At 72.0% G+C, this 23,103-nt stretch carries 26 protein-coding genes and 1 tRNA gene; 9 read left to right on the top strand and 18 right to left on the bottom strand.

Annotation, left to right across the window (positions count from 1 at the left end):
- The first annotated feature begins 22 nt into the window (after window positions 1-22).
- On the top strand, window positions 23-574 hold the full coding sequence (locus J3P36_RS15750; RefSeq protein WP_210509196.1) for a CGNR zinc finger domain-containing protein: 552 nt from the start codon (window positions 23-25) through the stop codon (window positions 572-574).
- A 13-nt stretch (window positions 575-587) separates the two neighbouring features.
- On the opposite strand, the gene J3P36_RS15745 is transcribed toward J3P36_RS15750, so the two are convergent.
- From J3P36_RS15745 to J3P36_RS15710, 8 genes are all read right to left on the bottom strand, one after another.
- Window positions 588-1,247 (bottom strand): hypothetical protein, encoded by a 660-nt coding sequence (locus J3P36_RS15745; protein WP_210509195.1) that lies wholly within the window; start codon window positions 1,245-1,247, stop codon window positions 588-590.
- Window positions 1,248-1,334: 87 nt separating this feature from the next.
- On the bottom strand, window positions 1,335-2,267 hold the full coding sequence (locus J3P36_RS15740) for a type II secretion system F family protein (protein ID WP_307807134.1): 933 nt from the start codon (window positions 2,265-2,267) through the stop codon (window positions 1,335-1,337).
- Window positions 2,255-3,109 (bottom strand): type II secretion system F family protein, encoded by an 855-nt coding sequence (locus tag J3P36_RS15735; RefSeq protein ID WP_210509194.1) that lies wholly within the window; start codon window positions 3,107-3,109, stop codon window positions 2,255-2,257. Before J3P36_RS15735 ends, J3P36_RS15740 begins: the two co-directional genes overlap by 13 nt.
- Window positions 3,106-4,332: a CpaF family protein gene (locus tag J3P36_RS15730; RefSeq protein ID WP_210509193.1), complete on the bottom strand. Its 1,227-nt coding sequence runs from the start codon at window positions 4,330-4,332 to the stop codon at window positions 3,106-3,108. The genes J3P36_RS15735 and J3P36_RS15730 overlap by 4 nt, the downstream gene beginning before the upstream one ends.
- 81 nt (window positions 4,333-4,413) lie before the next feature.
- Complete coding sequence (locus tag J3P36_RS15725) at window positions 4,414-5,280, bottom strand: hypothetical protein (protein ID WP_210509192.1); 867 nt, start codon at window positions 5,278-5,280, stop codon at window positions 4,414-4,416.
- Window positions 5,281-5,411: 131 nt separating this feature from the next.
- A complete protein-coding gene (locus J3P36_RS15720; protein WP_210509191.1) occupies window positions 5,412-5,651 on the bottom strand; it encodes a DUF1206 domain-containing protein in 240 nt (79 codons plus the stop codon).
- 50 nt (window positions 5,652-5,701) lie between these two features.
- Window positions 5,702-6,223: a DUF1206 domain-containing protein gene (locus J3P36_RS16880; RefSeq protein WP_210509190.1), complete on the bottom strand. Its 522-nt coding sequence runs from the start codon at window positions 6,221-6,223 to the stop codon at window positions 5,702-5,704.
- A gap of 92 nt (window positions 6,224-6,315) precedes the next feature.
- Window positions 6,316-7,125 (bottom strand): DUF1206 domain-containing protein, encoded by an 810-nt coding sequence (locus tag J3P36_RS15710; protein ID WP_210509189.1) that lies wholly within the window; start codon window positions 7,123-7,125, stop codon window positions 6,316-6,318.
- A 109-nt stretch (window positions 7,126-7,234) separates the two neighbouring features.
- Between J3P36_RS15710 and J3P36_RS15705 the strand changes: the two genes are divergently transcribed.
- Window positions 7,235-7,316 (top strand) — tRNA-Leu (locus J3P36_RS15705).
- A gap of 163 nt (window positions 7,317-7,479) precedes the next feature.
- Window positions 7,480-8,226, top strand: coding sequence for a DedA family protein (locus J3P36_RS15700; RefSeq protein ID WP_210509188.1), 747 nt, complete (start codon window positions 7,480-7,482; stop codon window positions 8,224-8,226).
- 129 nt (window positions 8,227-8,355) lie between these two features.
- On the opposite strand, the gene J3P36_RS15695 is transcribed toward J3P36_RS15700, so the two are convergent.
- The 6 genes from J3P36_RS15695 to J3P36_RS15670 form a co-directional block, all read right to left on the bottom strand.
- Window positions 8,356-9,600, bottom strand: a complete 1,245-nt coding sequence (locus J3P36_RS15695; protein WP_210509187.1) for an Nramp family divalent metal transporter — start codon at window positions 9,598-9,600, stop codon at window positions 8,356-8,358.
- Between the two features lie 43 nt (window positions 9,601-9,643).
- Window positions 9,644-10,555 carry a cation diffusion facilitator family transporter gene (locus J3P36_RS15690; protein ID WP_210509186.1) on the bottom strand — a complete coding sequence of 304 codons (912 nt, stop codon included), beginning with the start codon at window positions 10,553-10,555 and terminating at the stop codon, window positions 9,644-9,646.
- A 101-nt stretch (window positions 10,556-10,656) separates the two neighbouring features.
- Entirely contained in the window at window positions 10,657-11,235 is a 579-nt protein-coding gene (gene rdgB / locus J3P36_RS15685) for an RdgB/HAM1 family non-canonical purine NTP pyrophosphatase (RefSeq protein ID WP_210509185.1), read from the bottom strand.
- Window positions 11,236-11,249: 14 nt separating this feature from the next.
- A complete protein-coding gene (rph, locus tag J3P36_RS15680; RefSeq protein ID WP_210509184.1) occupies window positions 11,250-11,993 on the bottom strand; it encodes a ribonuclease PH in 744 nt (247 codons plus the stop codon).
- Window positions 11,990-12,832 (bottom strand): glutamate racemase, encoded by an 843-nt coding sequence (murI, locus tag J3P36_RS15675; RefSeq protein ID WP_210509183.1) that lies wholly within the window; start codon window positions 12,830-12,832, stop codon window positions 11,990-11,992. Before murI ends, rph begins: the two co-directional genes overlap by 4 nt.
- 9 nt (window positions 12,833-12,841) lie before the next feature.
- Window positions 12,842-13,069, bottom strand: a complete 228-nt coding sequence (locus J3P36_RS15670; protein WP_210509182.1) for a hypothetical protein — start codon at window positions 13,067-13,069, stop codon at window positions 12,842-12,844.
- A gap of 247 nt (window positions 13,070-13,316) precedes the next feature.
- Between J3P36_RS15670 and J3P36_RS15665 the strand changes: the two genes are divergently transcribed.
- Window positions 13,317-14,633 carry a nicotinate phosphoribosyltransferase gene (locus tag J3P36_RS15665; protein ID WP_210509181.1) on the top strand — a complete coding sequence of 439 codons (1,317 nt, stop codon included), beginning with the start codon at window positions 13,317-13,319 and terminating at the stop codon, window positions 14,631-14,633.
- A gap of 16 nt (window positions 14,634-14,649) precedes the next feature.
- On the opposite strand, the gene J3P36_RS15660 is transcribed toward J3P36_RS15665, so the two are convergent.
- Both J3P36_RS15660 and J3P36_RS15655 read right to left on the bottom strand, forming a co-directional pair.
- On the bottom strand, window positions 14,650-14,916 hold the full coding sequence (locus J3P36_RS15660; protein WP_210509180.1) for a DUF3039 domain-containing protein: 267 nt from the start codon (window positions 14,914-14,916) through the stop codon (window positions 14,650-14,652).
- A gap of 43 nt (window positions 14,917-14,959) precedes the next feature.
- Window positions 14,960-16,531 (bottom strand): hypothetical protein, encoded by a 1,572-nt coding sequence (locus J3P36_RS15655; protein WP_210509179.1) that lies wholly within the window; start codon window positions 16,529-16,531, stop codon window positions 14,960-14,962.
- A gap of 113 nt (window positions 16,532-16,644) precedes the next feature.
- On the opposite strand from J3P36_RS15655, the gene J3P36_RS15650 reads away from it, so the two are divergent.
- Complete coding sequence (locus J3P36_RS15650; RefSeq protein ID WP_210509178.1) at window positions 16,645-17,298, top strand: pentapeptide repeat-containing protein; 654 nt, start codon at window positions 16,645-16,647, stop codon at window positions 17,296-17,298.
- An 11-nt stretch (window positions 17,299-17,309) separates the two neighbouring features.
- Here the strand turns inward: J3P36_RS15650 and J3P36_RS15645 are convergent, their stop codons facing one another.
- Complete coding sequence (locus tag J3P36_RS15645) at window positions 17,310-17,846, bottom strand: hypothetical protein (protein ID WP_210509177.1); 537 nt, start codon at window positions 17,844-17,846, stop codon at window positions 17,310-17,312.
- A gap of 5 nt (window positions 17,847-17,851) precedes the next feature.
- Window positions 17,852-18,829, bottom strand: coding sequence for an ABC transporter ATP-binding protein (locus tag J3P36_RS15640; RefSeq protein WP_307807138.1), 978 nt, complete (start codon window positions 18,827-18,829; stop codon window positions 17,852-17,854).
- 925 nt (window positions 18,830-19,754) lie between these two features.
- Between J3P36_RS15640 and J3P36_RS15635 the strand changes: the two genes are divergently transcribed.
- The 4 genes from J3P36_RS15635 to J3P36_RS15620 all read left to right on the top strand — a co-directional run bounded on the left by J3P36_RS15635 (window position 19,755) and on the right by J3P36_RS15620 (window position 23,089).
- A complete protein-coding gene (locus tag J3P36_RS15635) occupies window positions 19,755-20,447 on the top strand; it encodes an NTP transferase domain-containing protein (RefSeq protein ID WP_210509176.1) in 693 nt (230 codons plus the stop codon).
- Window positions 20,448-20,579: 132 nt separating this feature from the next.
- On the top strand, window positions 20,580-21,386 hold the full coding sequence (locus tag J3P36_RS15630; RefSeq protein WP_210509175.1) for an ABC transporter permease: 807 nt from the start codon (window positions 20,580-20,582) through the stop codon (window positions 21,384-21,386).
- 1 nt (window position 21,387) lies between these two features.
- Window positions 21,388-22,167, top strand: coding sequence for an ABC transporter ATP-binding protein (locus J3P36_RS15625; protein ID WP_374100731.1), 780 nt, complete (start codon window positions 21,388-21,390; stop codon window positions 22,165-22,167).
- Window positions 22,168-22,249: 82 nt separating this feature from the next.
- The gene (locus tag J3P36_RS15620; protein WP_210509174.1) at window positions 22,250-23,089 is read left to right on the top strand and encodes a hypothetical protein; all 840 of its coding nucleotides are present in this window, start codon (window positions 22,250-22,252) and stop codon (window positions 23,087-23,089) included.
- Window positions 23,090-23,103 lie beyond the last annotated feature (14 nt).

Below are 23,103 nucleotides of genomic sequence, written 5' to 3'. Positions count from 1 at the left end.
AGCCGGGACGTAAGGACTCAAATTGCATTTGACCCCTGACAGCGAGGATGCCGTCTCCTTCCTCGTCGCGCTCGCGAACACGGCTCCCGGCGCCTCCCGCAGCGGCGCGGACGAGCTCTCGACGCCCGCGGAGCTGACCGCTCTGCTCGACGCGCACGGCTACACCGGCCGCTTCGACCGCGACGACGCCGAGCTGGCGGACGTGCTGCGGGCCCGCGACGAGCTGCGGGCGATGTGGTCGCTCCGCCGCGACGAGCTCGTCGGCGAGATCAACCGGTGGCTGCGCGACGTGCGCGCGCTGCCGTTCCTCGTCCGTCACGACGACTTCGACTGGCACCTGCACGCCACCGAGCCCGACGCGCCGCTCGCCGACCGCATCCGCGCCGAGGGCGCGCTCGCCCTGGCCGAGGTCGTCCGCGCCGACGCGACCGCCCGGATGCGCGTGTGCGCCGCGGACGACTGCGGCGGCCTCCTGCTCGACCTGTCCCGCAACGGGTCGAGGCGCTTCTGCAGCGTGCGCTGCGGCAACCGCGTGAACCAGCAGGGCTTCCGCGAGCGGATGGGCGCGGCCTAGAACCCGGCGGTCCCTACTCTTCGAGGTCGCGAAGAGCCGAACGGACCTGCACGACATCCTTGCCGTAGCGTTCGTCGAAGTAGGCCTGCGCTGATCCGTCGTCGTAGATCACGTGTACGAACAGGTAGCCGTTCTCGGGCCACGAGGAGAGCGCCTCCACGACATCGTCGTTGTGCAGTTCCTCCTGCAGGCTTGCCAGCTCCTCGTCGGTCGACGCTCCGGCGTTGGCTGGGTCCTGGAACGGATCCATGACCGGCATCGGGTCGTACAGCGCGAGCATGATCGGAGGGTGCGTCACCGTGAACACGGTGCCATCCCAGGTGCCCTGCACGGCGTAGGTGCCCCAGGTGACCCCGGAGGCGGACTCGGCGCCCTCCACCTCGGCCCAATCCCACCCGGATATCTCGGGACCGTCGCACTGCGGCGGGTACGACTCCATCACGGCGCCGAGGCAGAACACCACCTCTTCACCGTCCTTCTGCAGCACAGTGCCCTGGCCGACGACAGGTCCAGGTGCAGGGCGGTCCGCCGCCGGGATGGCACCCGGGGCGTCGATGCCTCCTGCTCCGGCGGCGGACTGCCCGGCGCTGCCGGCGCAACCGCTGACTGCGACAACGAGCGCGCTGCCGAAGAGTGCGGCACCGAGTGCTGTGACTGCGCGATCGCGGTTCATGAGACGAGTGTGACCCTCAACGCACTCCCCCGCCACCCAACGTTTGCGCCGTCTCGATCGTCGCCAGCAAGGCCTTCCAGACGGACGTCAGAAGCCGGTCTGCAGCGCCAGCAGCCCCGGGAACACGGCGATCACGACCGTCGTCGGCAGGATGAGGAACACCAGCGGGACGAGCATCACGATCTCCTTGCGGCCCGCCACCTCGAGCAGGTCGCGCTTCGCCTCGTTCCGGCAGTCCTCCGCCTGCGCCCGCAGCACGTCGACGAGCGGGGCGCCCCGCTCGAGCGCGGCGACGAGATGATCGAGCGCTCGCGTGAGGGGCGGCAGGCGCAGCTCGCGCGCCAGCGTCGACAGGGCCACCGCGAGCGGCACGCCGGTGCGCACCTCCGCCATCGCGGCCGAGAGCTCGCGCGCCACTTCCCCCGATCCGATCCGCGTGACGCGGCGCAGAGCGTCGGGCAGCGCCTCCCCCGCCGCGAGCGCGAGCATCAGGAACTCGAGCACGGTCGGCAGCTCCTCCCGCATGCGCTCCAGGCGACACCGGGCCCGGCGGGCGAGCAGATGATCGCAGAGCAGCAGCCCCGTCCCCGCGCCGAGCAGCGGCAGGGCGATGCGCGCCGCCGGCGCCCCCGGCAGCAGCACCGCGCCGAGCGTCCCCGCCGCGGCGCCGACCAGCAGCGAGAGCAGCTGGGCGGTCCGGTGCGAATCGACGCTCGCGGTCAGGCCCGCCGCACGGAGCCGCCACTCGATGGTCTCCCGTCCGCCGAGCGCACGGTCGAGGGCGCCGCGGGCGCCGGCGAGCAGCGGCGCGCCGAGCCGGCCGAGCAGCGGCAGTGGGTCCGAGGCACGGCGCCCGACGACGCGGCGAGCCTCGGCGGAGATGTCGACGAGCTGGGCCGCCAGTCGCTCCGCGAGGCGCGGCGCCGACAGCCGCGGAGCACGCGCGACGAGGGTCCAGAGACCGAGCCCGAGCGTGGCGCCGAACAGCAGCGCCCAGCCGACCGCGGTCACCGGAACCACCGCCGCTCCTCCGGGAGCCGACCGGCGGCGAGCATCAGCCGGTAGGCGACGGCGGACACGACCAGCGCGCCGGCGAGCAGGGTGATGCCGGACGGCGTCGCGTAGGCGGCGGCCGCCTCCTCGCGCGTGCTCAGCAGCGCGAGCACCGCCCACGGCGCGGCGACGCCGAGCTTGGCGGCGCCCCGAACCCAGCCCTGGCGCGCCTCCAGCTCGCCGCGGGCCGCCGCCTCCTGGCGCAGATGCCCGCCGAGCGCCCGCAGGACCGAGGGCAGCTCGGTGCCGCCGACCTCGCGGGCCATCCGGAGGGTCTCGAGCAGGCGGTCGGCCACGGGGTCGGCGAGCTGCTCCTTGAGCCGATCGACGCACAGGTCGAAGTTGCCGGTGGACCGGTATCCGGTGCCGAACGCGGCGAACGCATCCCGGAACGCCGCGGGACCGGTGGCGGACAGTCCGGCGACCGCGTCCGGCATGGGCACGCCGGACCGGAGCGCGGCGACGAGATGGTCGATCAGATCGGGCCATGCCGCCCGTGCGGCCCGGCGGGCGGCCGCGGCGCGCGAGGCGATGACCGCTCCCGGGGCAGCGGCCCCGGCCGCCGCACCCGCGAGACCGAGGCCGGGCACCGCGGTGACGGCGAGGGCGAGACCGCCGACCGCCGCGGCGGCGAGCACGGACACGGCGACGAGGGTACGGACGGGGATGCCGCTCAAGCCTGCGCGGGCCAGTCGGTCGGCGAGGGGCGATGCCGTCGAACGCGGCTTCCGCTCGCGGCGCGGCCACAGCCACGGAGAGGCGACGAGCAGCAGGCCGACCGCCAGCGCGACCCCGAGCGCGATCCTCATCCGCCCGCACCGAGGAGCGGAAGCGGGTCGAGGCTGGCGGCCCGGTACTTGTCGAGCCGCACCGGACGGGCGCCCGTCCGGCGCAGCTCGTCGTGGTCGAGCGCGAGGAGGTCGACGGCCGAGAGGGCGCCTCCGTCGAACGGAGCCGGCTCCGCGATCGACGCGACCTTGCGGCGCCCGTCCGGCAGCATCCGGCAGTGCACGACGAGATCGATGGTGGACGCGACCGTCGGCACGACGAACGACGCGTCGATGTTGCGGCCGGCCAGCAGCGGCAGGGTGCACAGCTTGCGGAGGGCGTCGTCCGGGCCGTTCGCGTGCAGGGTGCACATGCCGGGCACGCCGCTGTTGAGCGCGATGAGCAGGTCGAGCGCCTCCGCCTCGCGCACCTCGCCGACGACGAGGCGGTTCGGGCGCATCCGCAGCGCCTCCTTCACGAGCCGCCGGAGGGTGATCTCGCCGGTGCCCTCGAGGCTCGGCTGGCGGCACTGCATCGCCACCACGTCGCGGGCAGCCGGCGCGAGCTCGAACGTCTCCTCGACGGTGACGATCCGCTCGGCGGGCCGCGCTGCGGACAGCAGCGCGCCGAGCAGCGTCGTCTTGCCCGCCTGGGTGGCGCCGGAGACGAGGATGTTGAGGCCGGCGAGCACGGCGAGGCGGAGGAACTCCGCGCTCCGCCGGTCGAGGGCGCCGAGCGCGACGAGGCGGGCGAGGTCCCGCGGCCGCCGCGAGAACTTGCGGATGTTGACCGCCCAGTGCCGCGAGGTGACGTCGGGGATGACCACGTGGAGCCGGGAGCCGTCCGGCAGCGACGCGTCGACGAACGGCGACGACAGGTCGAGCCGGCGGCCGGAGTGGATCAGCATCCGCTCGACGAGGTCGCGCACCTCGCCCTCGGAGAGCACGACCGATGTGAGCTCCGGCCGACCCTCGCGGGCGGCGAAGACGCGGCTCGGGCTGTTGATCCAGATCTCCTCGACCTCGTCGTCGTCGAGCAGCGGCTGCAGCGCACCGAACCCGGTCAGCGAGGCGAGGACCGCCGACTCGGTGGTCGGCTCGTCAGCGAGCGGTGTCTCGGTGCCGCCCAGGGCGCGCTCGGCGTACCGCTGCACCTCCTCGTGCACGTAGCGGGCGGCGAGGCCCCGGTCGGAGGCGAGGTCGACGCCCTCGCGCCGGACGCGAGCGCGGACCCGTTCGGTGATGGTCCCGACGGCGCTCGGCATGGCCACAGTGTCGGCAGGGCGGCGGAGGTCCCGCCGCCGTTGTCCACAGGACCAGAATCGATAGCAGCTCAGGCCGCGCCGCTAAGCGTTCTTCCCCCTCAGGGACGAGGTGCAGGCGCCCTGGTTCTTGAAGCCGAACTGGACATGCCCACCGTTCGCGCAGTCTTCCTTGGACGTGGGGCGGGGAGGTTGAGGATCCGGTGATTCAGTCGTGTCGGTCGAGGACACGCAGCCAGGGTCCGCCGGGTAATCGGTGAAGCTGTCGCCGTCATTGTCGAGGCCATCCGAGCACTGGGCCAGGACCGGTGGCTCGGGAAACTCGGTGGTGTCCGCGGAGGACTCGCAGCCAGGGTCCGCCGGGTAGTCGACCAGCGTGTCGCCATCGTTGTCCAGACCGTCGGAGCACTGAGTGACGTCCACGTCGACGACGGCGACATCTCCTGAAACGATTTCGTACTCCGGCCAATTGTTGTTCGCGTTGCACGTGTTCCCGGCGTACAAAACGCTGAACCGGTCGCTCGTTCCACTCGCAGCACCGTCGAAGGTCGTGAACTGCAACTCGCTCCCGACCGAGAACGCGGGCTGTGTGGTCGAGGTCACCGTTCCGCCGATCGACGCGGCCTCGCCTCTCGGACGCGACTCGTGGAACCAAGAGTCTTCCCACACGTGCAGACAGGTGACGGTGGCAGTGAACGTGTAGCCGCGCTCCCCGTCCGGTTCGGGAGGGCAGGTGACCGTGAAGGATCCGGTCGCAGTGGCGGAACCTGTGCTGACAGCCGAGAACTCGACAGACGCATCCGCTCCGGTGTTGCAATGACCGCCCCAACCGGCCGGAACGGTGATCGATCCTGTCGCGCTCTCGCCGACTGCGGCAGAAGCCGGCGCGGGAACCGAGAGCACCGACAGGGCGGCGAGCGCCAGGACGGACAGCAAGCCTCGGCGGGTCATGTCGGCTCCCTTCGTCGTACATCCGTGGATGGACACATGATCGGGTGGGGAGGTGAAGCTGTCTACGGGCATTCGTCCGAGCGCACGCGGATCGGTTTCGCATGGCGCCGGAACGCGCCGGGGATGCCTCCTCAGAGTCTCGGGCGCCAGGCGCGGACCAGCAGGAAGAGGCCGTAGGCGATGAAGCCGAGCGCCACGACGAGGAGGATGGCGAGCCCGAATGGCAGGGACACGATCGCCTTCACGGCCCCGTCGAAGCCACCCGCCCAGTCGGCGTCCGCGGTGAAGACGGCGACGGCGAAGAGGACGCCGATGACGATGATCGCCAACCCCTTCGCCAGGTAGCCGACCCGTCCCAGCAGGGAGACCACCCGGCCCAGCGCGCCGCTCGGCGGCTCGATCGTGTCGAGGAACCGCTTCCTCAGCCCGAGTAGAGGAACCCGATCCCCACCGCGATGGCCACGGCGGCGGCGAGCAGCAGGAGGGCGGTGCCGAGCGGTGTTCCCATCAGGCCCGCGGTCGCGCCCTCGGTGCTGTTCTCGGTGCTGCCGCCGGTGCCGGTCGCGTAGCGGAGGGCCGTCACCCCGACGGCGACGTACGGCACGGCGACCGACGCCTCCTGCAACCGCAGCGCCCAGCGCTTCTTCGGGTCGACCTCGGTCACCGTAGCCGCCTCGAGGAGCTGCCACAGTCCGACCCCGAACAGCCCGGCCACGATTCCCCAGAGGAGGAGGACGCCGGCCGGGTTGGTGGCGAGGGTGGCGAGGGCGCCGCTCTGGTCCGCCTCGCGCGGGCCACCCGTCACGGCAGAGATGGCGAGGCCGCCGACGAGGATGTGCAGCAGTACCGCGGCGGCGAAGCCGGCCCGCGCTCCCACTCGGAACCACGAGCTCTGGCGGAGACGGCCCGCGCCTCGCTCGGCGGCCGAGGTCCCGTGCGCCACCCGCTCAGGCTAGAGCGGCGCGTCCGGGAGCATTGGGGCTTGCGGGGCATCGGAAGCCCCGGTCGCAGGCCATCCGGGTGCGCTTCGCCCCGTCAGAGCTTCGGCCGCCAGGCGCGGACGAAGAAGAACAGCCCGTACGCGATGAAGCCGAGCCCGATGACGATGAGGATGACCACGCCGAACGGCAGAGCGGCGAGCGCCTTCAGCGCTCCGTCCAGCCCGCCCGCGCGGTTCGGGTCGGCGGTGAAGACGGCGGCCGCGAACAGGATGCCGATCACCACGACGGCGATCCCCTTGGCGATGTAGCCGACCTGGCCGAGGATCTCCGTCACGCGTCGAGCGGTGCCGCTCGGCGGAGCGACGTTCTCGAGGAACTTCTTCTTGACGCCGGACCAGATGAACGCGACCCCGATCCCGATGGCCGCGAGCGCCACGATGAGCAGGAGCGCGATGCCCCACGGGCTGCCGAGCAGGCCGGCGGTGGCGTTCTCGGTGCTCTGCTCGCTGCTTCCGCCGCCGCCCATCGCGTAGCGGAGGGCGGTCACCCCGATCGCGAGGTAGGCGACGGCCTTGCCGGCCTCCTTCAGGCGGGCGCCCGTGCGCTTCTTCGGGTCGCTCTCCTGCACCGTCGCGGCTTCGAGGATCTGCCAGAGCCCCAGGGCGAACAGGCCGATGACGACCACCCACAGCAGGAACGCGCCCGCCGGGTTCTGCGCGATCGCCGCGAGCGCGCCGGTCTGGTCGGCGGAGCCGCCGCCTCCGGTCGCCACGCTGATCGCGAGCACCCCGATGAGGATGTGGAGGAGTCCCGCCACCGCGTATCCGGCGCGCGCGCCGTTCCGGAACCACGTGCTCGAACGGAGCCGCCCGGCTCCCTGCTCTGCCTTCGACGTCGCCGACATGACTACAAGCTAGCGACGACGGAACCGCCGCGCAGGGGCTTGCGGCCCGCCGTCCCCACCTCCGGCCGATCCGGCCGCCTCGTGCGTCGCGGATACACTGAACGCGCTCGCGGGAGTGGTGAAACTGGCAGACACGCAGGATTTAGGTTCCTGTGCTTTCGAGCGTGTGGGTTCAAGTCCCACCTTCCGCACCGTCACCTGAACGCCCGGGAAATCGGGGCAACCCCTTGCATCCGCATTGCAAGTCTGCGTGACCTCCGCCAATCTCCCCATTCTTGGGAGATCCACGGCTAGCCTGAGGGCGACCCACTGACCGCCGTTCTGCCGCGTCCCCGCGGCCCCGTCAGGAGCCCCGTGCACACCGCCCTCATCCCCTGGCTCGACCCCGACACCCTCATCACGAGCTTCGGCGCGTTCGCCCTCCTCGGCGTCTGCCTCATCGTGTTCGCCGAGACCGGTCTGCTCATCGGCTTCCTGCTGCCCGGCGACACACTCCTCGTCATCACCGGCCTGCTCACCTTCTACGGCATGCACGACCTCGCGAGCGAGGGCGGCATCCGCATCGACATCTGGTGGGTGGCCCTCGCGATCGGGCTCGCGGCGTTCCTCGGCGGTGAAGTGGGCTACCTGATCGGGCACAAGGCCGGGCCGAAGGTGTTCGAGCGCAAGGAGACCGGCATCTTCAGCGTCGAGAACGTGCGCCGCACCAACCGGTTCTTCGAGCGCTTCGGCGGCCTCGCCGTCATCCTCGCCCGCTTCGTGCCGATCGTGCGCACCTTCGCCCCGGTCGCCGCGGGCGTCGGCCACATGAACTACAAGAAGTACTCGCTCTACAACCTGATCGGCGCGCTGATCTGGGGCGTCGGCCTCACGACGTTCGGCTACCTGCTCGGCTACATCCCTCCGGTCGCCGGCTTCGTGCGCGAGTACATCGACGTCATCCTCATCGGCGCCGTCGTGCTGACCCTCATCCCGACCCTGTTCCACTACTTCCAGGCGTCGCACAAGGCGAAGAAGGCCCGCGCGGCCGGCATCGCCGAGCCGAAGCCGGAGGAGCTCGTGCTCGACGCCAACAAGTTCGACCAGAAGCTCGGGGACTAGCCGCTAGTCCACGCTCTCCGATCCGAAGCGGTCCGGCTCTCGCCGGGCCGCTTCGGCGTCTCCGGGCCGCCGAGGAGGCCCGGATGCGCCGATCCGGCCCGCGATCTGCAGAGTCCCGCGCCTGCGCGCTCAGCCGCCGGTGGCGAGCAGCCAGAGCAGCGTGAGGTTCAGCGCGACCAGCAGCACGGCGGCGACGATCGCGAGCACCGTGGTGCCGACGCGGTTCGTCGAGTCACCCATGACCGAGCGGCGGCTCGTCAGCGCCACGAGCGGGATCAGCGCGAACGGGATGCCGAACGACAGCACCACCTGGCTGAGCACGAGGGCGAGCGTCGGGTCGACGCCGATCACGAGCAGCGCCAGCGCCGGCACCAGGGTGACGAGGCGCCGGAGGATGAGCGGCAGCTGCACCCGCAGGAGGCCGTGCATGATCTCCGCGCCGGCGTAGGCGCCGACGGAGCTCGACGCGAGCCCGGAGGCGAGCAGCGCGACGGCGAACAGGGTCGCGACGGCCGAGCCGAGGCTCGCACCGAGCGCCTGGTGGGCGCCCTCGAGGGAGTCGGTTCCCGGGACTCCGCGCAGCGACGCGGCGGCGATGAGCAGGATGACGACGTTGACCGTGCCCGCGACCGCGAGCGCGATCGTCACGTCGACGCGGGTCGCCCGGATCCGGAGCCGCCGGTCGCCCGCCGTGAAGGCGGCGCCGAAGCGGTCGCGGGTGAGGGCGGAGTGCGCGTAGATCGCGTGCGGCATCACGGTGGCGCCGAGGATCGACGCGGCGAGAAGCACCGAGCCGCTGTCGGCGAAGCGGGGCAGGATCCCTGCGACCGCGGCGGCCGGGTCCGGCGGTCCGACGACGATGCCCGCGCCGAACCCGATCGCGATGACGAGGACGAGCCCGGTGATGATGCGCTCGAACGGCTTCGGCCCCCACGACGTCTGCAGGGCGAGCAGCGCGAGCGACACGACGCCGGTGATGATCCCGCCGAGCACCAGCGGCAGCCCGAACAGCAGCTGCAGCGCGATCGCGCCGCCGATCACCTCGGCGATGTCGGTCGCCATCGCGACGAGCTCCGCTTGCACCCAGTAGGCGTACCGGCCGGGGCGGCTGCGGATGCGCTGCCCGAGGTTCTCGGGGAGGCTTCGGCCGGTGACGATGCCGAGCTTCGCGGAGAGGTACTGGATGAGCCAGGCCATCGTGTTGCCGGCGATCACGACCCAGACGAGCAGGTAGCCGTACTGCGCGCCCGCCGTCATGTTGGCGGCCACGTTGCCGGGGTCGAGGTAGGCGACTCCGGCGACGATCGCGGGACCGAGCAGGGTCCAGAGGCGGACGCGCGGCGGGAGCACCTCCGTCGCCGTCGCCGTGCTCATGCAGCGACTCTACTGAGGGCGCCCGGCTGCGATCGTGGCGCGCTCAGGCATGCCGGTGCTCCTCGTGCTCGGCGTGCCCTGCGGGCTCCAGCTGGAACGTCGAGTGGGCGACGTCGAAGTGGCCGGCGAGGCAGTCGGAGAGCTCGTCGAGCAGCCGGTCGGCGTGGCCGCCGCCGAACACCTCGGGCGCCACGACGACGTGCGCGGTGAAGACGGGCGACCCGTGCGTGATCGCCCACACGTGCACGTCGTGGACGTCGACGACGCCCTCGGCGCCGAGGATGTGCTCCCGGATGGCGGCGACGTCGGTCCCCGACGGGGCCGACTCACTGAGCACCGACATCACATCGCGCAGCAGCGTGAACGCGCGGGGCACGAGCAGCGCGGCCACGAGCAGGGACGCGATCGCGTCCGCCGGCACGAAGCCGGTCAGCAGGATGACGGCGGCGGCGAGGATCGCGGCGACCGATCCCACCAGGTCGCCGAGCACCTCGAGGTATGCGGCGCGGAGGTTGATCGTGCTCCGGCGTCCGCCCTGCAGGACGAGGAGCGCCGCGATGTTGGCGAGCAGGCCCGCGGCGGCGACTGCGAGCATCGGGACGCCGTGCACCTCGTGGTCGCCGTCGCCGACCAGGCGGGCGACGCCCTGCACCGCGACGGTGATCGCGACCGCCGCGAGGAGCAGCCCGTTGAGGAGCGCCCCGATCACCTCGGCCCGCCGGTAGCCGAACGTGGACCGGTCCGTCGCAGGCCGTGCCGCGACCCCGGAGGCGACGAGCGCGATGACGAGCCCGATGAGGTCGGACGCCATGTGGCCCGCGTCGGCGAGCAGTGTCAGCGATCCGGACAGCGCCGCCCCGACGACCTCGACGACGAGGAACACGGCGACGATCGCCAGCGCGGCGACGAGGCGCCGGGCCGTCGAGTCGGAACTGTGGTCGTGATCGTGTCCCATGTCACCCGTATGCTCCCGCGTTCACCCTGCGAACGTGCGCCGAAATGCCACTTTCCGCCCCCAACCGCCGGGAATCAGGGCGGATTTCGGCAACTCGGCGGTCAGCCCAGGTGGACGCGGAGCCACGGGAGCAGCGCGCTGAAGGCCTGGCGGCGGTGGCTGAGGGCGTCCTTCTGCTCCGCGGTCAGCTCCGCGGACGAGACCTCGAGGCCCTCGGGACGGAAGATCGGGTCGTAGCCGAAGCCGCCCTCCCCCGCCCGCTGCTCGAGCACGGTGCCCGGCCAGTCGGCGAGCACGACGTGCTCCGTGCCGTCGGGCAGGACGGCAGCGGCGGCGCAGAGGAAGTGGGCGGCGCGGTCCTCCACGCCGCGGAGGTTCTCGAGCAGGAGCGCGACGTTGTCGGCGTCGTTCCGGGTGCCGGCGTACCGGGCCGAGTGGATGCCGGGGGCGCCGCCCAGCGCGTCGACCGCGATCCCGGAGTCGTCCGCGATCGCGGGGAGCCCGGTGTGCGCGGCGGCGGCCCGCGCCTTGATCAGGGCGTTCGCCTCGAACGTCTCTCCGTCCTCGACCGGCTCGGGTCCGTCGTAGCCGACGAGCTCGATCGGGCCGAGGTCCGGCCCGAGGATGCGCCGCAGCTCCTGCACCTTGTGGTCGTTGTGCGTCGCGAGGACGACGCGCACCGGCGCTCCGTCGGTCACGAGACCGGGGCGGGGGCGAGCACGGAGCGCTGGATCTCGGCCAGCCGGTCGGTGCCGGCGACTGCGAGATCGAGCAGCGAGTCGAGCTCGCGGCGGTCGAACGGCGCGCGTTCGGCGGTGCCCTGCACCTCGACGAACAGGCCGCGGCCCGTGGCGACGACGTTCATGTCCGTCTCGGCGCGCACGTCCTCGGTGTAGGCGAGGTCGAGCATCGGCTCCCCGTCGATGATGCCGACCGAGACCGCGGCGACGCTGTCGACGAGCGGCTGGGCCTTCTGACCGATCAGCTTCTGGCCGCGGGCCCATTCGACGGCGTCGGCGAGCGCGACGTAGGCGCCGGTGATCGCCGCGGTGCGGGTGCCGCCGTCGGCCTGCAGCACATCGCAGTCGAGCACGACCGTGTTCTCGCCGAGCGCCTTGAGGTCGATGATCGCGCGCATCGACCGCCCGATCAGGCGGGAGATCTCGTGCGTGCGGCCGCCGATCTTGCCCTTCACCGACTCGCGGTCATTCCGCGTGTTGGTGGAGCGGGGCAGCATCGAGTACTCCGCGGTGATCCAGCCGGAGCCCTTGCCGCTCAGCCAGCGCGGCACGCCGCCGGTGAAGGATGCGGTGCAGAGCACCCGGGTGCCGCCGAAGGAGATCAGGGCGGAGCCCTCCGCATGGCGGCTCCAGCCGCGCTCGATGGTGACCTCGCGCAGCTCGTCGGGGGCGCGTCCGTCGATGCGGGTGCCGGTCATGCGGATCCTCTCGGGGGAAGCGGGATCGAGCCGGTGAGCACCGACTCGAGGATGGGCGCCTCGAGGCCGAGGAAGCGGCGGGCGAGGCGGGTGAACTCGGCCGCGTCGTCGCCGGTCGTCTCGAAGACCCGGGTCGGCGGCGCGGCGTCGGTGCGGAGCATCCCGTGCTCGACGAGGCGGCGGTAGACGTCGCGCGCGGTCTCCTCCGCGCTCGACACCAGCCGCACGTCGGGGCCGACCACGTACTGGATGGCGGCGGACAGCATCGGGTAGTGCGTGCAGCCGAGCACGAGGGTGTCGATGTCGGCGGCGAGGAGCGGCGCCAGGTAGTCCCGGGCGGCGGCGAACAGCTCGGGCCCGGTCGTGACGCCGGCCTCGACGAACTCGACGAAGCGCGGGCAGGCCGCAGAGACCAGCTCGAGGTCGGGCGCCGCCGCGAAGGCGTCGTCGTAGGCCCGGGAGGTGATGGTCGCGACGGTGCCGATGACGCCCACGCGGCGGTTGCGCGTCTGGTGCACGGCGGCGCGGACGGCGGGCAGGATCACCTCGACGACGGGGATGCCGTACCCCTCGGTGAATCGCTCCCGTGCATCGCGCAGCACGGCCGCCGAGGCGGTGTTGCAGGCGATGACGAGGATCTTGACGCCCTGCTCGACGAGGTCGTCCATGATCGCGAGGGCGTGCTCGCGGACCGCGGCGAGCGGCTTCGGCCCGTAGGGGCCGTTCGCGGTGTCGCCGACGTAGAGGATCGACTCGTTCGGCAGCTGATCGATGATCGCCCGGGCGACCGTGAGCCCGCCGACGCCCGAATCGAAGACTCCGATCGGTGCGTCAGCCATCGCTTCAGTCTAGGCGTCGACCCTTCGGGCCCGGACGAAGGCGAGCTCGTCGTCGTCGGAGGAGGCGTGCTCGTGCTCCGCCTCGCGACGGCGCAGGGCGGTGATGACGAGTGCGGCGCTGAGCGCGACGAGCACCATGGCGGCGACGCCGGCGGGCACGAGCTCGAGGCCGGCGTCGCTGAGACGCACGGCCACGGCGTCGACGGCGTCCGCGTCGGGCAGGCTGAAATCGAGCATGGGTAGGAGACCTCTCGGGCGGAGGGACCGCTGTGGGTCAGCGGGGTTCCACGCCGGGTAGCGCGGAGGGTACGAGGGAACTCTAGGGAGCGGCCGGGGCGCTGCGTTAGCCCGCGGAGGTACCCAGTTCGGGGCACTTTCCGCGCTGGTTCCGGGAGTCGACGGCCGGCAGCCGCCTCTGCCGGAGCGACGGAGGGCCGCGCAACCCCTACGTCGGGGCTCATCGGGCCGTCAGTAGGCTGACCGGGTGATCGACAGCACGGCGCTTCTCACCGACCGGTACGAGTACACGATGGTCGACGCCGCCCGCCAGGCCGGCACGGCCGACCGCGAGTGCGTCTTCGAGGTGTTCGGCCGGCGGCTCTCCGGGGGCCGCCGCTACGGCGTGGTCGCGGGGACGGGGCGCGTGCTGGAGGCGGTGGCCGACTTCCGGCTGAGCGACGACGAGTTGCGGTGGCTGTCCGACGCGAAGATCGTCGACCCGGGCACCGTCGACTGGCTCGCCAACTACCGCTTCTCCGGCCGCATCACCGGCTACCGGGAGGGCGAGTACTACTTCCCCGGGTCGCCGATCCTCGTCGTGGAGGGCACCTTCGCTGAGGCGGTGCTGCTCGAGACCGTGGTGCTCAGCGTCCTCAACTACGACAGCGCCGTCGCCACCGCCGCGGCCCGCGTCGTCTCCGCAGCCGGGAGCCGGCCTGTCGTCGAGATGGGCTCGCGCCGCACCGGCGAGCGGTCCGCCGTCGCCGCCGCGCGCGCCGCCTGGATCACCGGCTTCTCGGCGACCTCGAACCTGGAGGCGGGCCGCAGCTGGGGTGTGCCGACGATGGGGACCGCCGCGCACGCGTTCACCCTCCTGCACGACAGCGAGGAGCAGGCGTTCCGGGCGCAGGTCGCGGCGCTCGGCACCGGGACCACGCTCCTCGTCGACACGTTCGACGTGCCGACCGCCGTCCGCCTCGCCGTCGAGGTCGCGGGCCCCGAGCTCGGCGCGGTCCGCATCGACTCCGGCGACCTGGCCAGCCAGGTGGCGGAGGTGCGCGAGCTGCTCGACTCGCTCGGCGCCACCTCGACCAAGATCACGGTGACGAGCGACCTCGACGAGTACAGCGTCGCGTCGCTCAGCGCCTCCCCCGTCGACTCGTACGGGGTCGGCACCTCCGTCGTCACCGGGTCCGGCTACCCCGCCGCCGGCATGGTCTACAAGCTCGTCGCGCACAAGGACGACGACGGCGAGTGGGTCTCGGTGGCGAAGAAGTCGAGCAACAAGGCGAGCGTCGGCGGCCGCAAGCACGCGTTCCGCCGGCTCGGCGACGACGGGATCGCGACCGCCGAGGTGGTGCGCGTCGACGAGCACGGCTCGGCGCCGACGCACTCGGAGGAGCACGACGAGCGGCTGTTGCAGGTGACGCTCGTCGAGGACGGGGTGCCGGACCCGCAGTGGCTCGGCGCCGAGGGCACGCGGCGGGCCCGGGAGCACCACGCCGAGGTCCGCGCCGAGCTGCCGCCGGACGCGTTCCGCCTCAGCGGCGGCGACCCGGTGCTGCCGACGCTCTACCGCTGACGATCAGCCCCGAACCTCAGTCCGCGAGGGACTCGTAGATCTCCTTGCAGGTGGGGCAGACCGGGAACTTCGACGGGTCGCGGCCCGGCACCCAGACCTTGCCGCAGAGCGCGATGACCGGCTTGCCCGTCACCGCCGACTCGACGATCTTCTCCTTGCGGACGTAGTGCGCGAACCGGTCGTGGTCGCCGTCGTCGACCTGCTCGCGGGAGAGAAGCTCTTCGAGCTCACGATCGAGGGTGGAAGTGCCGCCACCCTGCTCGGTCGGATCCGCAGGTGCCATGGCGGCAGTCTACGCCGGGACGCCCTTCGGACTGGGGGCTGGACTAGTTGACGAGCGCCGCGCTCAGGAGCTCCGGACCGCGGCGGTCGAAGATGCGCGAGCCGAGCAGGACGCCCAGCCAGAGCGACGCGACGCCGAGGACGACTCCGGAGGCGAGGGACGCCCAGAACCAGTCGTCCGAGCCGAGGAAGCCGAGCGCGGCGAACACGATCGCGGGCCCCGCGATGATCAGCGACGCCAGGAACGAGACCGACTGGACGAGCGCGGTCGTCGCTCCCGTGCTCTGCGGGTGGCTGAACGGGCTGTCCCCCGGCCGCACGACCGGGTACGGGAAGCGGGCGCTGGTGACGCTCGAGAACCCCATCCCGCCGAGCAGCAGGGCGGTGCCGACCCCGAGGAGGGCGCCGAGCACGCTCCAGTCGCCGTGGACCGCCGCGCTCACGACTGCGCCGACGATGAGCACCGGGACGCCGATCGCGAGCGCCGGGGCGAGCCGACCCCAGCGGTCCGCGCGGCCCCTCGTGCCCGACGCGACGTGCAGCCAGATCGCGGTGTTGTCGTAGGCGACGTCGTTGTGCATCGCCCAGCCGAGGAAGAGGCAGAAGACGGGCAGCGGGATGAGCGCGAGGATCTCGATCGGCACGCCGACGACGAGCAGCGGCACGATCATCAGCAGCGGGAAGATCGGGATCACGATCAGCGAGACCCGGTAGCGCGGGTCGCGGATCCAGTAGGTGAAGCTGCGGGCCGCGATCGCGCCGGTCGGGGTGTTCGGCAGGCGGTCGAACCAGCCGAGCCCGCCGTACGCCTTCATCCGCGCCTCGCGCTGCGGCGTGACGAGCATCCACGCCACGAGCGCCCGCCACGCGAGCCACAGCAGGCCGAGAGTGGCGGCGGCGACCCAGAGGTGCACGAGGGCGAGGTCCCACTCCCCGATGGCGCCGTCAGCGGGGAAGGCCCATGCCGCGCCGAGCGGGGTCCAGGCGAGGACGTCCGCGATCCCCCGGGCGGTCGCGCCGCCGTCTGCGGCCCAGTCGATGTTCGTGAGCACCACGACGGCCGGCGAGATCAGCACCAGGGCGAGGATGCCGATCACGGCCGTCAGCTCGCGCGCGCGGCGGGTGGCGAGCAGGAACGCCGCGACCGAGGTCGTGACGCGGGCGCCGAGCACGCAGGTGGCGAGGGTGAGCGGCGCCGAGAGCAGCCCGAGCACGAACGTGCCGAGATCACGGCTCCAGGTGACGATGGTCGAGAGCGAGACGAGGGTCAGCGCGAGCGCGGGGATGCTGACCAGGGCGGCGAGCGCGAGCCACGACGCGAGCCGCCTCGTGGGCAGGCCGAAGAGGGAGAACTTCCGGGGGTCGAGGGTGTCGTCGACTCCGAACGCGAGCGGCACCACGAGGAAGCCGAGGGTGATGAGCGATCCCACGATGACGGCGACGTTGCGGGCGAGCTCGGGGTCCGCGACCCGCAGCGCGACGAACACGCCGGCACCGAAGACGGCGACGCCGAAGCCGTACAGCACCCCGACCACGAGGCCGACGATCTGCCAGGGGCTGCGGCGGAACGAGTTGGCGAGCAGGCGGAGCTTGAGTCGCAGGAAAACGGGGGCCAAGGGATTCCTCACGCCGGGAGGCTGCTGCAGGGGTGCGGCATCCCAGCCTACGGCAGGGGCGTTTCCACGCCGCGGCGGCGGACGGCGTCCGCGCCCTCGGTTAGCGTCGATCCGTGAGTCGTCGTCTCAGTGCGCCCCGCTCCCCCTCGTTGCGGCTCGAGGATCTGGAGGACGGCGACGACCTCGACCTCCGCGAGAGCACCGTCGAGGGCCGGCGGTTCGCGGACGTCGACCTCTCGGACACCGATCTCCGCGGCACGACGCTCTCCGAGTGCGACCTGGACGGCATCCGCGCCGGCGAGCTCCGCATGGGCGGCGCTCGCGTCCTCGAGACCCGCCTGGCACGCCTTGACGCCCCCGTCCTCCGCGGCTCGCGCTCCACCTGGCGGGACGTGATCCTCGACGGCGGCCGGATCGGCTCGGCGGAGCTCTACGACTCCGGGATCACGGCGGTGCGGATCAGCGGCTGCAAGCTCGGCTTCGTCAACCTGCGCGGCGCCACGCTCAACGACGTCGTGTTCGAGGACTGCCGCATCGACGAGCTCGACCTCGGCGGCGCCCGCGTGCGGCGCGCCGCCTTCCCGGGCTGCTCGATCGGCACGCTCTCGCTGCAGCGCACCGAGCTGTCGGACACCGACCTGCGCGGCACCGAGCTTCGCGAGATCACCGGCGTCGACGGGCTCCGCGGCGCGACGATCGACTCCGCCCAGCTCTCCCTGCTGGCGCCGCTGCTGGCGCGCACCGCAGGCCTCCGCGTCGAGGACTGAATCCCCGCCGCTCAGCCGTCGAAGTCGACCACGGGCGCCGCCTCCGCGCCCTCGCCCAGGGTTCCGACGAGCTCGGGCGAGCAGAACCGGCCGGGGTCCTCGGAGGTGGAGCCGTCCCGCCGCCACACCTTCAGGGCCCCGTCGGCGAAGGCGACCTCGATCCGGAAGCACGTGTACACCGGGGCGCGCCCGTCCTCACCCTCGGGATCCTGGCGGGGACCCGAGCTGATCAGCACGGAGAACGCCGCCTCGTCGCCGCCCTCCTCGAGGTCGTACAGGGCGGTGCCGCCCTCGGCGAGGCCGAGCTCTGCGGGATCGGCGGCGCCGTCCCAGTAGCGGCCCGGCAGCTGTCCGCTGGCCGTCCGCACGTCCTCGAGAAAGGCCGCCCGACCCGCGCCCGTCGACGCGTCGAGCGCCGTCATGAGAGCGTCCTTCTCGGCGATGATCCGGCGTGCGATCGCCGGGTCGTACTGCTGTGCCGCGCAGCCGGCGAGCGCGAGGGCGGCGGCAAGGGCGAGGGCGGACACCACCCGGACGCGACGAGCCACCGGGGTCAGTCGGTGAAGCTGTGGAGCCACTCCATGCCCTCGGCCGCCTTGCGGCCGCCGGCGAGCTCGACGAAGCGCTCCTCGAGCGTTTTCTCGCCGCGCACCTCGTCCATCGTGCCCGCCGAGAGCACGCGGCCCGCGACGATGATCGCGACGTGGTCGCAGACCCGCTGGATGAAGTCCATGCCGTGGCTCGACAGCACGACGGTGCCGCCTGCCGCGACGTACTTCTGCAGGATCTCGTTGAGGTTCGCCGCCGACACGGGGTCGACGGACTCGAACGGCTCGTCGAGCACCAGCAGGCGCGGGGAGTGGATCATGGCGCAGGCGAGGGCGATCTTCTTCGTCATGCCGGCCGAGTAGTCGGTGACGAGGCGGTCGACCGCGTCTTCGATGCCGAAGGCGGTGACGAGGTCCTGCGACCGCTGCCGCACCGTCTCGTGGTCGAGTCCGCGCAGGGTGCCGGAGTAGTAGAGGAGCTGCGCGCCGGTCAGCCGGTCGAACAGGCGGAGCGCATCGGGCAGCACGCCGATCGTGCGCTTCGCGCGCACCGGGTCGCCCCACACGTCGATGCCGTGCACGGTGACGCGTCCCGCGCTCGGGCGCAGGAGGCCCGTGATCATCGACAGCGTCGTGGTCTTGCCGGCGCCGTTCGGGCCGACGATGCCGTAAAAGGAGCCCTGGCGGACCTGGAGGTCGAGGTCGTCGACGGCCACCGTCTGACCGAAGTGCTTGCTGAGCCCCTCGATCGACAGCACGACCTCGCCGAGCTCGCGCTGCGGAGCGGCGGGGCGGGCCGAGGCCTTCGCGACGCGCGGCTTCGGGGCGGCCGGTGCGGCCTGCACCTCGATCGGCGGGGTCAGCGGGTTGCCGCTCACCGTGCGGGCCGGCGCCTCCGCCTCAGGAGCGGGAGCGGCGGGCACCTCCGGTGCGGGAGCGGGCGCCTCCGCAACGGAAGCGGCGGCCGACGCCGGAGCGTCCACGGGAGCGGGAGCGGACTCGGCAGCAGGCGGAGCGGCAGCGGCGGGCGCCGCCGCCTCGACCTCGGCCTCCGATGCCGGGACCGCCGCCGCGGCCTTCGTCGTCCTCGTCGTCTTGGCGCGGGCCGTCGTCGATGAGCCGGCCGCTCGCGCCGCCTTGGTGGCGCCGCTCGCAGGCGCGGGGGTCGTCGTCTCAATGGACTCGGCCGCCGCGACCAGGCGAGGCATCTTCGTGCGGGTGGTCCGGGTAGTGCGGGCGGCGGGCTTCTTGACCGGCGCCGCCTGCTCGAGCTCGGCCGTTCCGCTCGCAGCGTCGACGGCGGCGGCGTCGGCGGCAGGGACGGCCTTCGCCGTGGAGGTCCTCGTGCGCGTGCGAGCCGTCGTCGCGGGCTTCGCGGCCGGCGTCTTCGCGGCCGGCGTCTTCGCCGTCGCCGTCTTCGAGGCGGGCGTCTTCGCGGCCGCCGTCTTCGCGGCGGCGGTCTTCGCCGTCGCCGCCTTCTTGGTGCCGGTCTTCGCCGCGGCGCTCTCCGCGGTCGCGGGCGTGGCCGCCTCCGCGCCGGCAGGGGTCGTCTTGACGGCCCGCGGAGTGCTCGATCGGCGTTTCCCGGCGGGAGCGGGAACGGCGGCGGGGACCGCGGAGTCGACCGGTGCGGAGTCGCCCGACACGTCGAGGTCGGGAAGCTTCTCGGGCACGTCGCTCACTTGTTCAACGCTAGCAAGGTGGACCGCCTCGTCTGAGGCTCATTTCCGGGCTGAGCCCCGCCTCGGGCGAGCCTGGGAGCCGCCTGAAGAAGGATGTCCTTTGCTAACGATCGGGACACGGAAAGAGCCGGAAGCATACCCCAGTCGGAAGGCGCCCCGATAGCATGGTGACGACCAACAAGGGTGTCGGGTACAACGTTGCCACCGTGAATCTTTGGAGAACTCCGTGACCACCCAGATCGTCATTCTCGCAGCCGGCATGGGCTCGCGCCTCGGACGCTCGCTGCCGAAGCCCCTCACCGAGCTCAGCGACGGCCGCACCATCATGGGGCAGCAGTTCGACAACATCCGCTTCGCGTTCGGTCGTGACGCCTCCGTCACCACCGTCGTCGGCTACAAGCTCGAGCACATCATCGAGGCGTTCCCCGAGGCCAACTACGTCTACAACGAGCAGTACGACCAGACGAACACCTCGAAGAGCCTGCTCCGCGCCCTTCGCGCGTCGGCTCCCGGCGGCGTCCTCTGGATGAACGGCGACGTCGTCTTCGACCCGCGCGTGCTGGTCCGCTGCCGCGACCTCATTGACCGCGACCAGTCGTTCGTCACCGTCAACACCGCGAAGGTGTCCGACGAGGAGGTCAAGTACACGACCACCGCCGAGGGCTACATCAAGGAGCTCTCGAAGACGGTGAAGAACGCGCTCGGCGAGGCGGTCGGCATCAACTACGTGTCGAGCCGGGACAAGGCCGCGCTCATCGCCCAGCTGAACCGGGTGGGCGCGCAGGACTACTTCGAGCGCGGCATCGAGCTCGCGATCGAGCAGGACCGGATGCTCGTCGAGCCGCTCGACATCTCCGACCTCTACGCGGTCGAGGTCGACTTCGCCGAGGACCTCGAGCGGGCGAACCACTTCGTCTGATCCACACCATCTACACGGGAAGCCCCTCCAGCCGCAGGCTCGGAGGGGCTTCTCCGTTCCGGCACGGCTCTTCCAGGGGCGCGCAGCGGCGGGGCACGGCCGGGCCGCAGAGGCGATGGGTAGAGTTTCGGCGTGACATCGGCGGCACTCCAGGCACCCCTGCGCGAACGCGCGACGGGCAGCCGCCGCTACCGCCAGATCCTGTGGCTGCTGACGAGCCGCGATCTGCGGGTCCGCTACTCGACCTCCGCGCTCGGCTACCTGTGGTCGATCCTCGACCCGCTGGTCATGGCCGGCATCTACTGGTTCGTCTTCACCCAGGTCTTCCAGCGCGATGTCGGCGAGGAGCCGTACATCGTGTTCCTCCTGTCCGCGCTGCTGCCCTGGATGTGGTTCAACGGCGCGGTCAGCGACTCGACCCGTGCATTCCTGCGCGAGGCGAAGCTGGTGCGCTCCACCAAGATCCCGCGCACCATCTGGGTGAACCGGCTCGTCCTGTCGAAGGGCATCGAATTCCTGTTCAGCATTCCGGTCATCGCGGCGTTCGCGATCTTCGGCGGTGCGACGCTCACCGGATGGGTGGCGCTGCTGCCCCTGGCGCTCGTGCTGCAGGCGGTGCTCACCGCGGGCGTCGGTCTGATCGTGGCGCCGCTCGTCGTGTTCTTCCGCGACCTGGAGCGCGCGGTGAAGCTGACGCTGCGCTTCCTCTTCTATGCCTCGCCGATCATTTACAGCGCGCGGGACCTCCCCGAGGGGCTGCACTTCTGGGCCGCGTTCAATCCGCTGAGCGGGCTGTTCAGCCTCTACCGGGCCAGCTTCTTCGAGGCGGAGCTCGATTGGCTCCTCGTGGGGATCAGTGCCGCCGTTTCCGTCCTGCTGCTCGCGGTCGGGCTCGCGGTCTTCGCGCGCACCGAGCGCGCCGTGCTCAAGGAGATCTGACGTGACGAGCGAGGTTCGCACCACCGCGGGGACCGCGGCCGGGGTCACGGGTCCGGTCATCGAGGTGCGCGACGCCGGCATCCGGTTCCGCCGCAACCGCCGCGGGCGCCGCAGCTTCAAGGACCTCTTCGCGGGCCGCCGCCGCCGGCTCCGCCCCGACGAGTTCTGGGCACTGCGCAACGTGTCGTTCACCGTGCAGCCCGGCGAGGCGATCGGCGTCGTGGGCCGCAACGGACAGGGCAAGTCGACCCTGCTCAAGCTCGTGGCCGAGGTCGTGCTCGCGGACGAGGGCAGCGTCTCGGTGCGAGCGGGCGTGGCCCCGCTCATCGAGATCACGGGGGGCTTCGTCGACGACCTCAGCGTCCGCGACAACGTCTACCTGACGGCCGGCCTGCACGGGATGTCCCGGCGCGAGGTGGACGAGCGCTTCGGCGAGATCATCGAGTTCGCCGAGATCGGCGCCTTCCTCGACACCCCCTACAAGCACCTCTCGAGCGGCATGAAGGTGCGGCTCGCCTTCTCGGTCATCTCGCGCCTCGAGGAGCCGATCCTCCTCGTCGACGAGGTGCTCGCGGTCGGCGACCGCGGGTTCCGGGAGAAGTGCTACGCCCGCATCCAGGAGCTGCTCGACGGCGGGCGGACCCTGTTCTTCGTCTCGCACAGCGAGCGCGACCTGCGCCGCTTCTGCACCCGCGGGCTCTACCTGGACCGGGGCGAGCTGGTGCTCGACGGGCCCATTGACGAGGTTCTCGCACGCTACGCGGCGGACACCGGGCACTGACCCCTCCGGCGCCTCTGCCGTCTCCGGCGGGGCCTGTCCACCCCCAGGAGGGTGTCCGGGCCGCTTCCGTAGACTGCGGAGCATGGCGGACAAGAAGCTTTCCGACACGACGACGGACGAGGGCGAGCTGAGCCCGGCGTTCGTGAAGACGTTCGACCGCGTGATGAGCGTGCAGCGCCCCCTCGTGGTCGCGAACATCCGGCGCCTGCGGCGCCGGTATCCGAACGCGTCACCCGAGCAGCTCATCAGCATCATCGAGAAGAACTACCTCGCCGCGGTCACCACCGGCGGTGCGGCCGTCGGCGCGAGCGCCGCGGTGCCCGCGGTCGGCACCGTCACCTCGATCGCGCTGACCGGCGCGGAGACGGTCGGCTTCCTCGAGGCGAGCGCGCTGTTCGCCCAGTCGGTCGCCGAGATCCACGGCATCGCAGTCGTCGAGCCGGAGCGCGCGCGCACCCTGGTGATGACCCTGATCATGGGCGCCGCCGGGCAGGACCTCGTCAAGCAGTTCGCCGCCGGCGGTGCGGGACGCAATGCCTACTGGGGCGAGCTCATCACGCGGAATCTGCCGAAGAACGTCGTGAACCAGCTCACGAACAGCATCAAGCGCCGCTTCTTCCGGCGGTTCGTGCTGCGCCAGGGCACCGGCATGATCGGCCGCCTGATCCCGTTCGGCATCGGAGCCGTCATCGGCGGCACCGGCAACCACATGCTCGGCCGCCAGGTCATCAAGAGCGCCCGCGAGGCGTTCCCGCCCGCGCCCCTCGTGCTCCCCATCGACCTGGAGCCCCGCGGGATCGAGGAGGAGCCGACGCCGCGCGAGCGCCGGACTCCGCGCCTCCCCTTCGGGCGGAAGAAGGACGTCCCGGACACCTCGGCGCCCACCGAGGCGCCCGCGATCCCGCCGGCACCCGGCGACTAGCTAGCGGTCGCCCG

The organism is Naasia sp. SYSU D00057 (genome assembly GCF_017916505.1).
Classification (GTDB): domain Bacteria; phylum Actinomycetota; class Actinomycetes; order Actinomycetales; family Microbacteriaceae; genus Naasia.
The sequence above is the reverse complement of the archived record's forward strand: the minus strand, read 5'-3'. Positions and strand labels throughout refer to the sequence as shown.

What these genes read in the sequence shown, in the direction of transcription:
- J3P36_RS15745 (WP_210509195.1), bottom strand. Translation starts at nt 1,247, where the DNA reads ATGAACCGCGATCGCGCAGTCACAGCACTCGGTGCCGCACTCTTCGGC.
- J3P36_RS15735 (WP_210509194.1), bottom strand. Translation starts at nt 3,109, where the DNA reads ATGAGGATCGCGCTCGGGGTCGCGCTGGCGGTCGGCCTGCTGCTCGTC.
- J3P36_RS15730 (WP_210509193.1), bottom strand. Translation starts at nt 4,332, where the DNA reads ATGCCGAGCGCCGTCGGGACCATCACCGAACGGGTCCGCGCTCGCGTC.
- J3P36_RS15725 (WP_210509192.1), bottom strand. Translation starts at nt 5,280, where the DNA reads ATGACCCGCCGAGGCTTGCTGTCCGTCCTGGCGCTCGCCGCCCTGTCG.
- J3P36_RS15710 (WP_210509189.1), bottom strand. Translation starts at nt 7,125, where the DNA reads ATGTCGGCGACGTCGAAGGCAGAGCAGGGAGCCGGGCGGCTCCGTTCG.
- J3P36_RS15695 (WP_210509187.1), bottom strand. Translation starts at nt 9,600, where the DNA reads ATGAGCACGGCGACGGCGACGGAGGTGCTCCCGCCGCGCGTCCGCCTC.
- J3P36_RS15690 (WP_210509186.1), bottom strand. Translation starts at nt 10,555, where the DNA reads ATGGGACACGATCACGACCACAGTTCCGACTCGACGGCCCGGCGCCTC.
- rph (WP_210509184.1), bottom strand. Translation starts at nt 11,993, where the DNA reads ATGACCGGCACCCGCATCGACGGACGCGCCCCCGACGAGCTGCGCGAG.
- murI (WP_210509183.1), bottom strand. Translation starts at nt 12,832, where the DNA reads ATGGCTGACGCACCGATCGGAGTCTTCGATTCGGGCGTCGGCGGGCTC.
- J3P36_RS15670 (WP_210509182.1), bottom strand. Translation starts at nt 13,069, where the DNA reads ATGCTCGATTTCAGCCTGCCCGACGCGGACGCCGTCGACGCCGTGGCC.
- J3P36_RS15660 (WP_210509180.1), bottom strand. Translation starts at nt 14,916, where the DNA reads ATGGCACCTGCGGATCCGACCGAGCAGGGTGGCGGCACTTCCACCCTC.
- J3P36_RS15620 (WP_210509174.1), top strand. Translation starts at nt 22,250, where the DNA reads ATGGCGGACAAGAAGCTTTCCGACACGACGACGGACGAGGGCGAGCTG.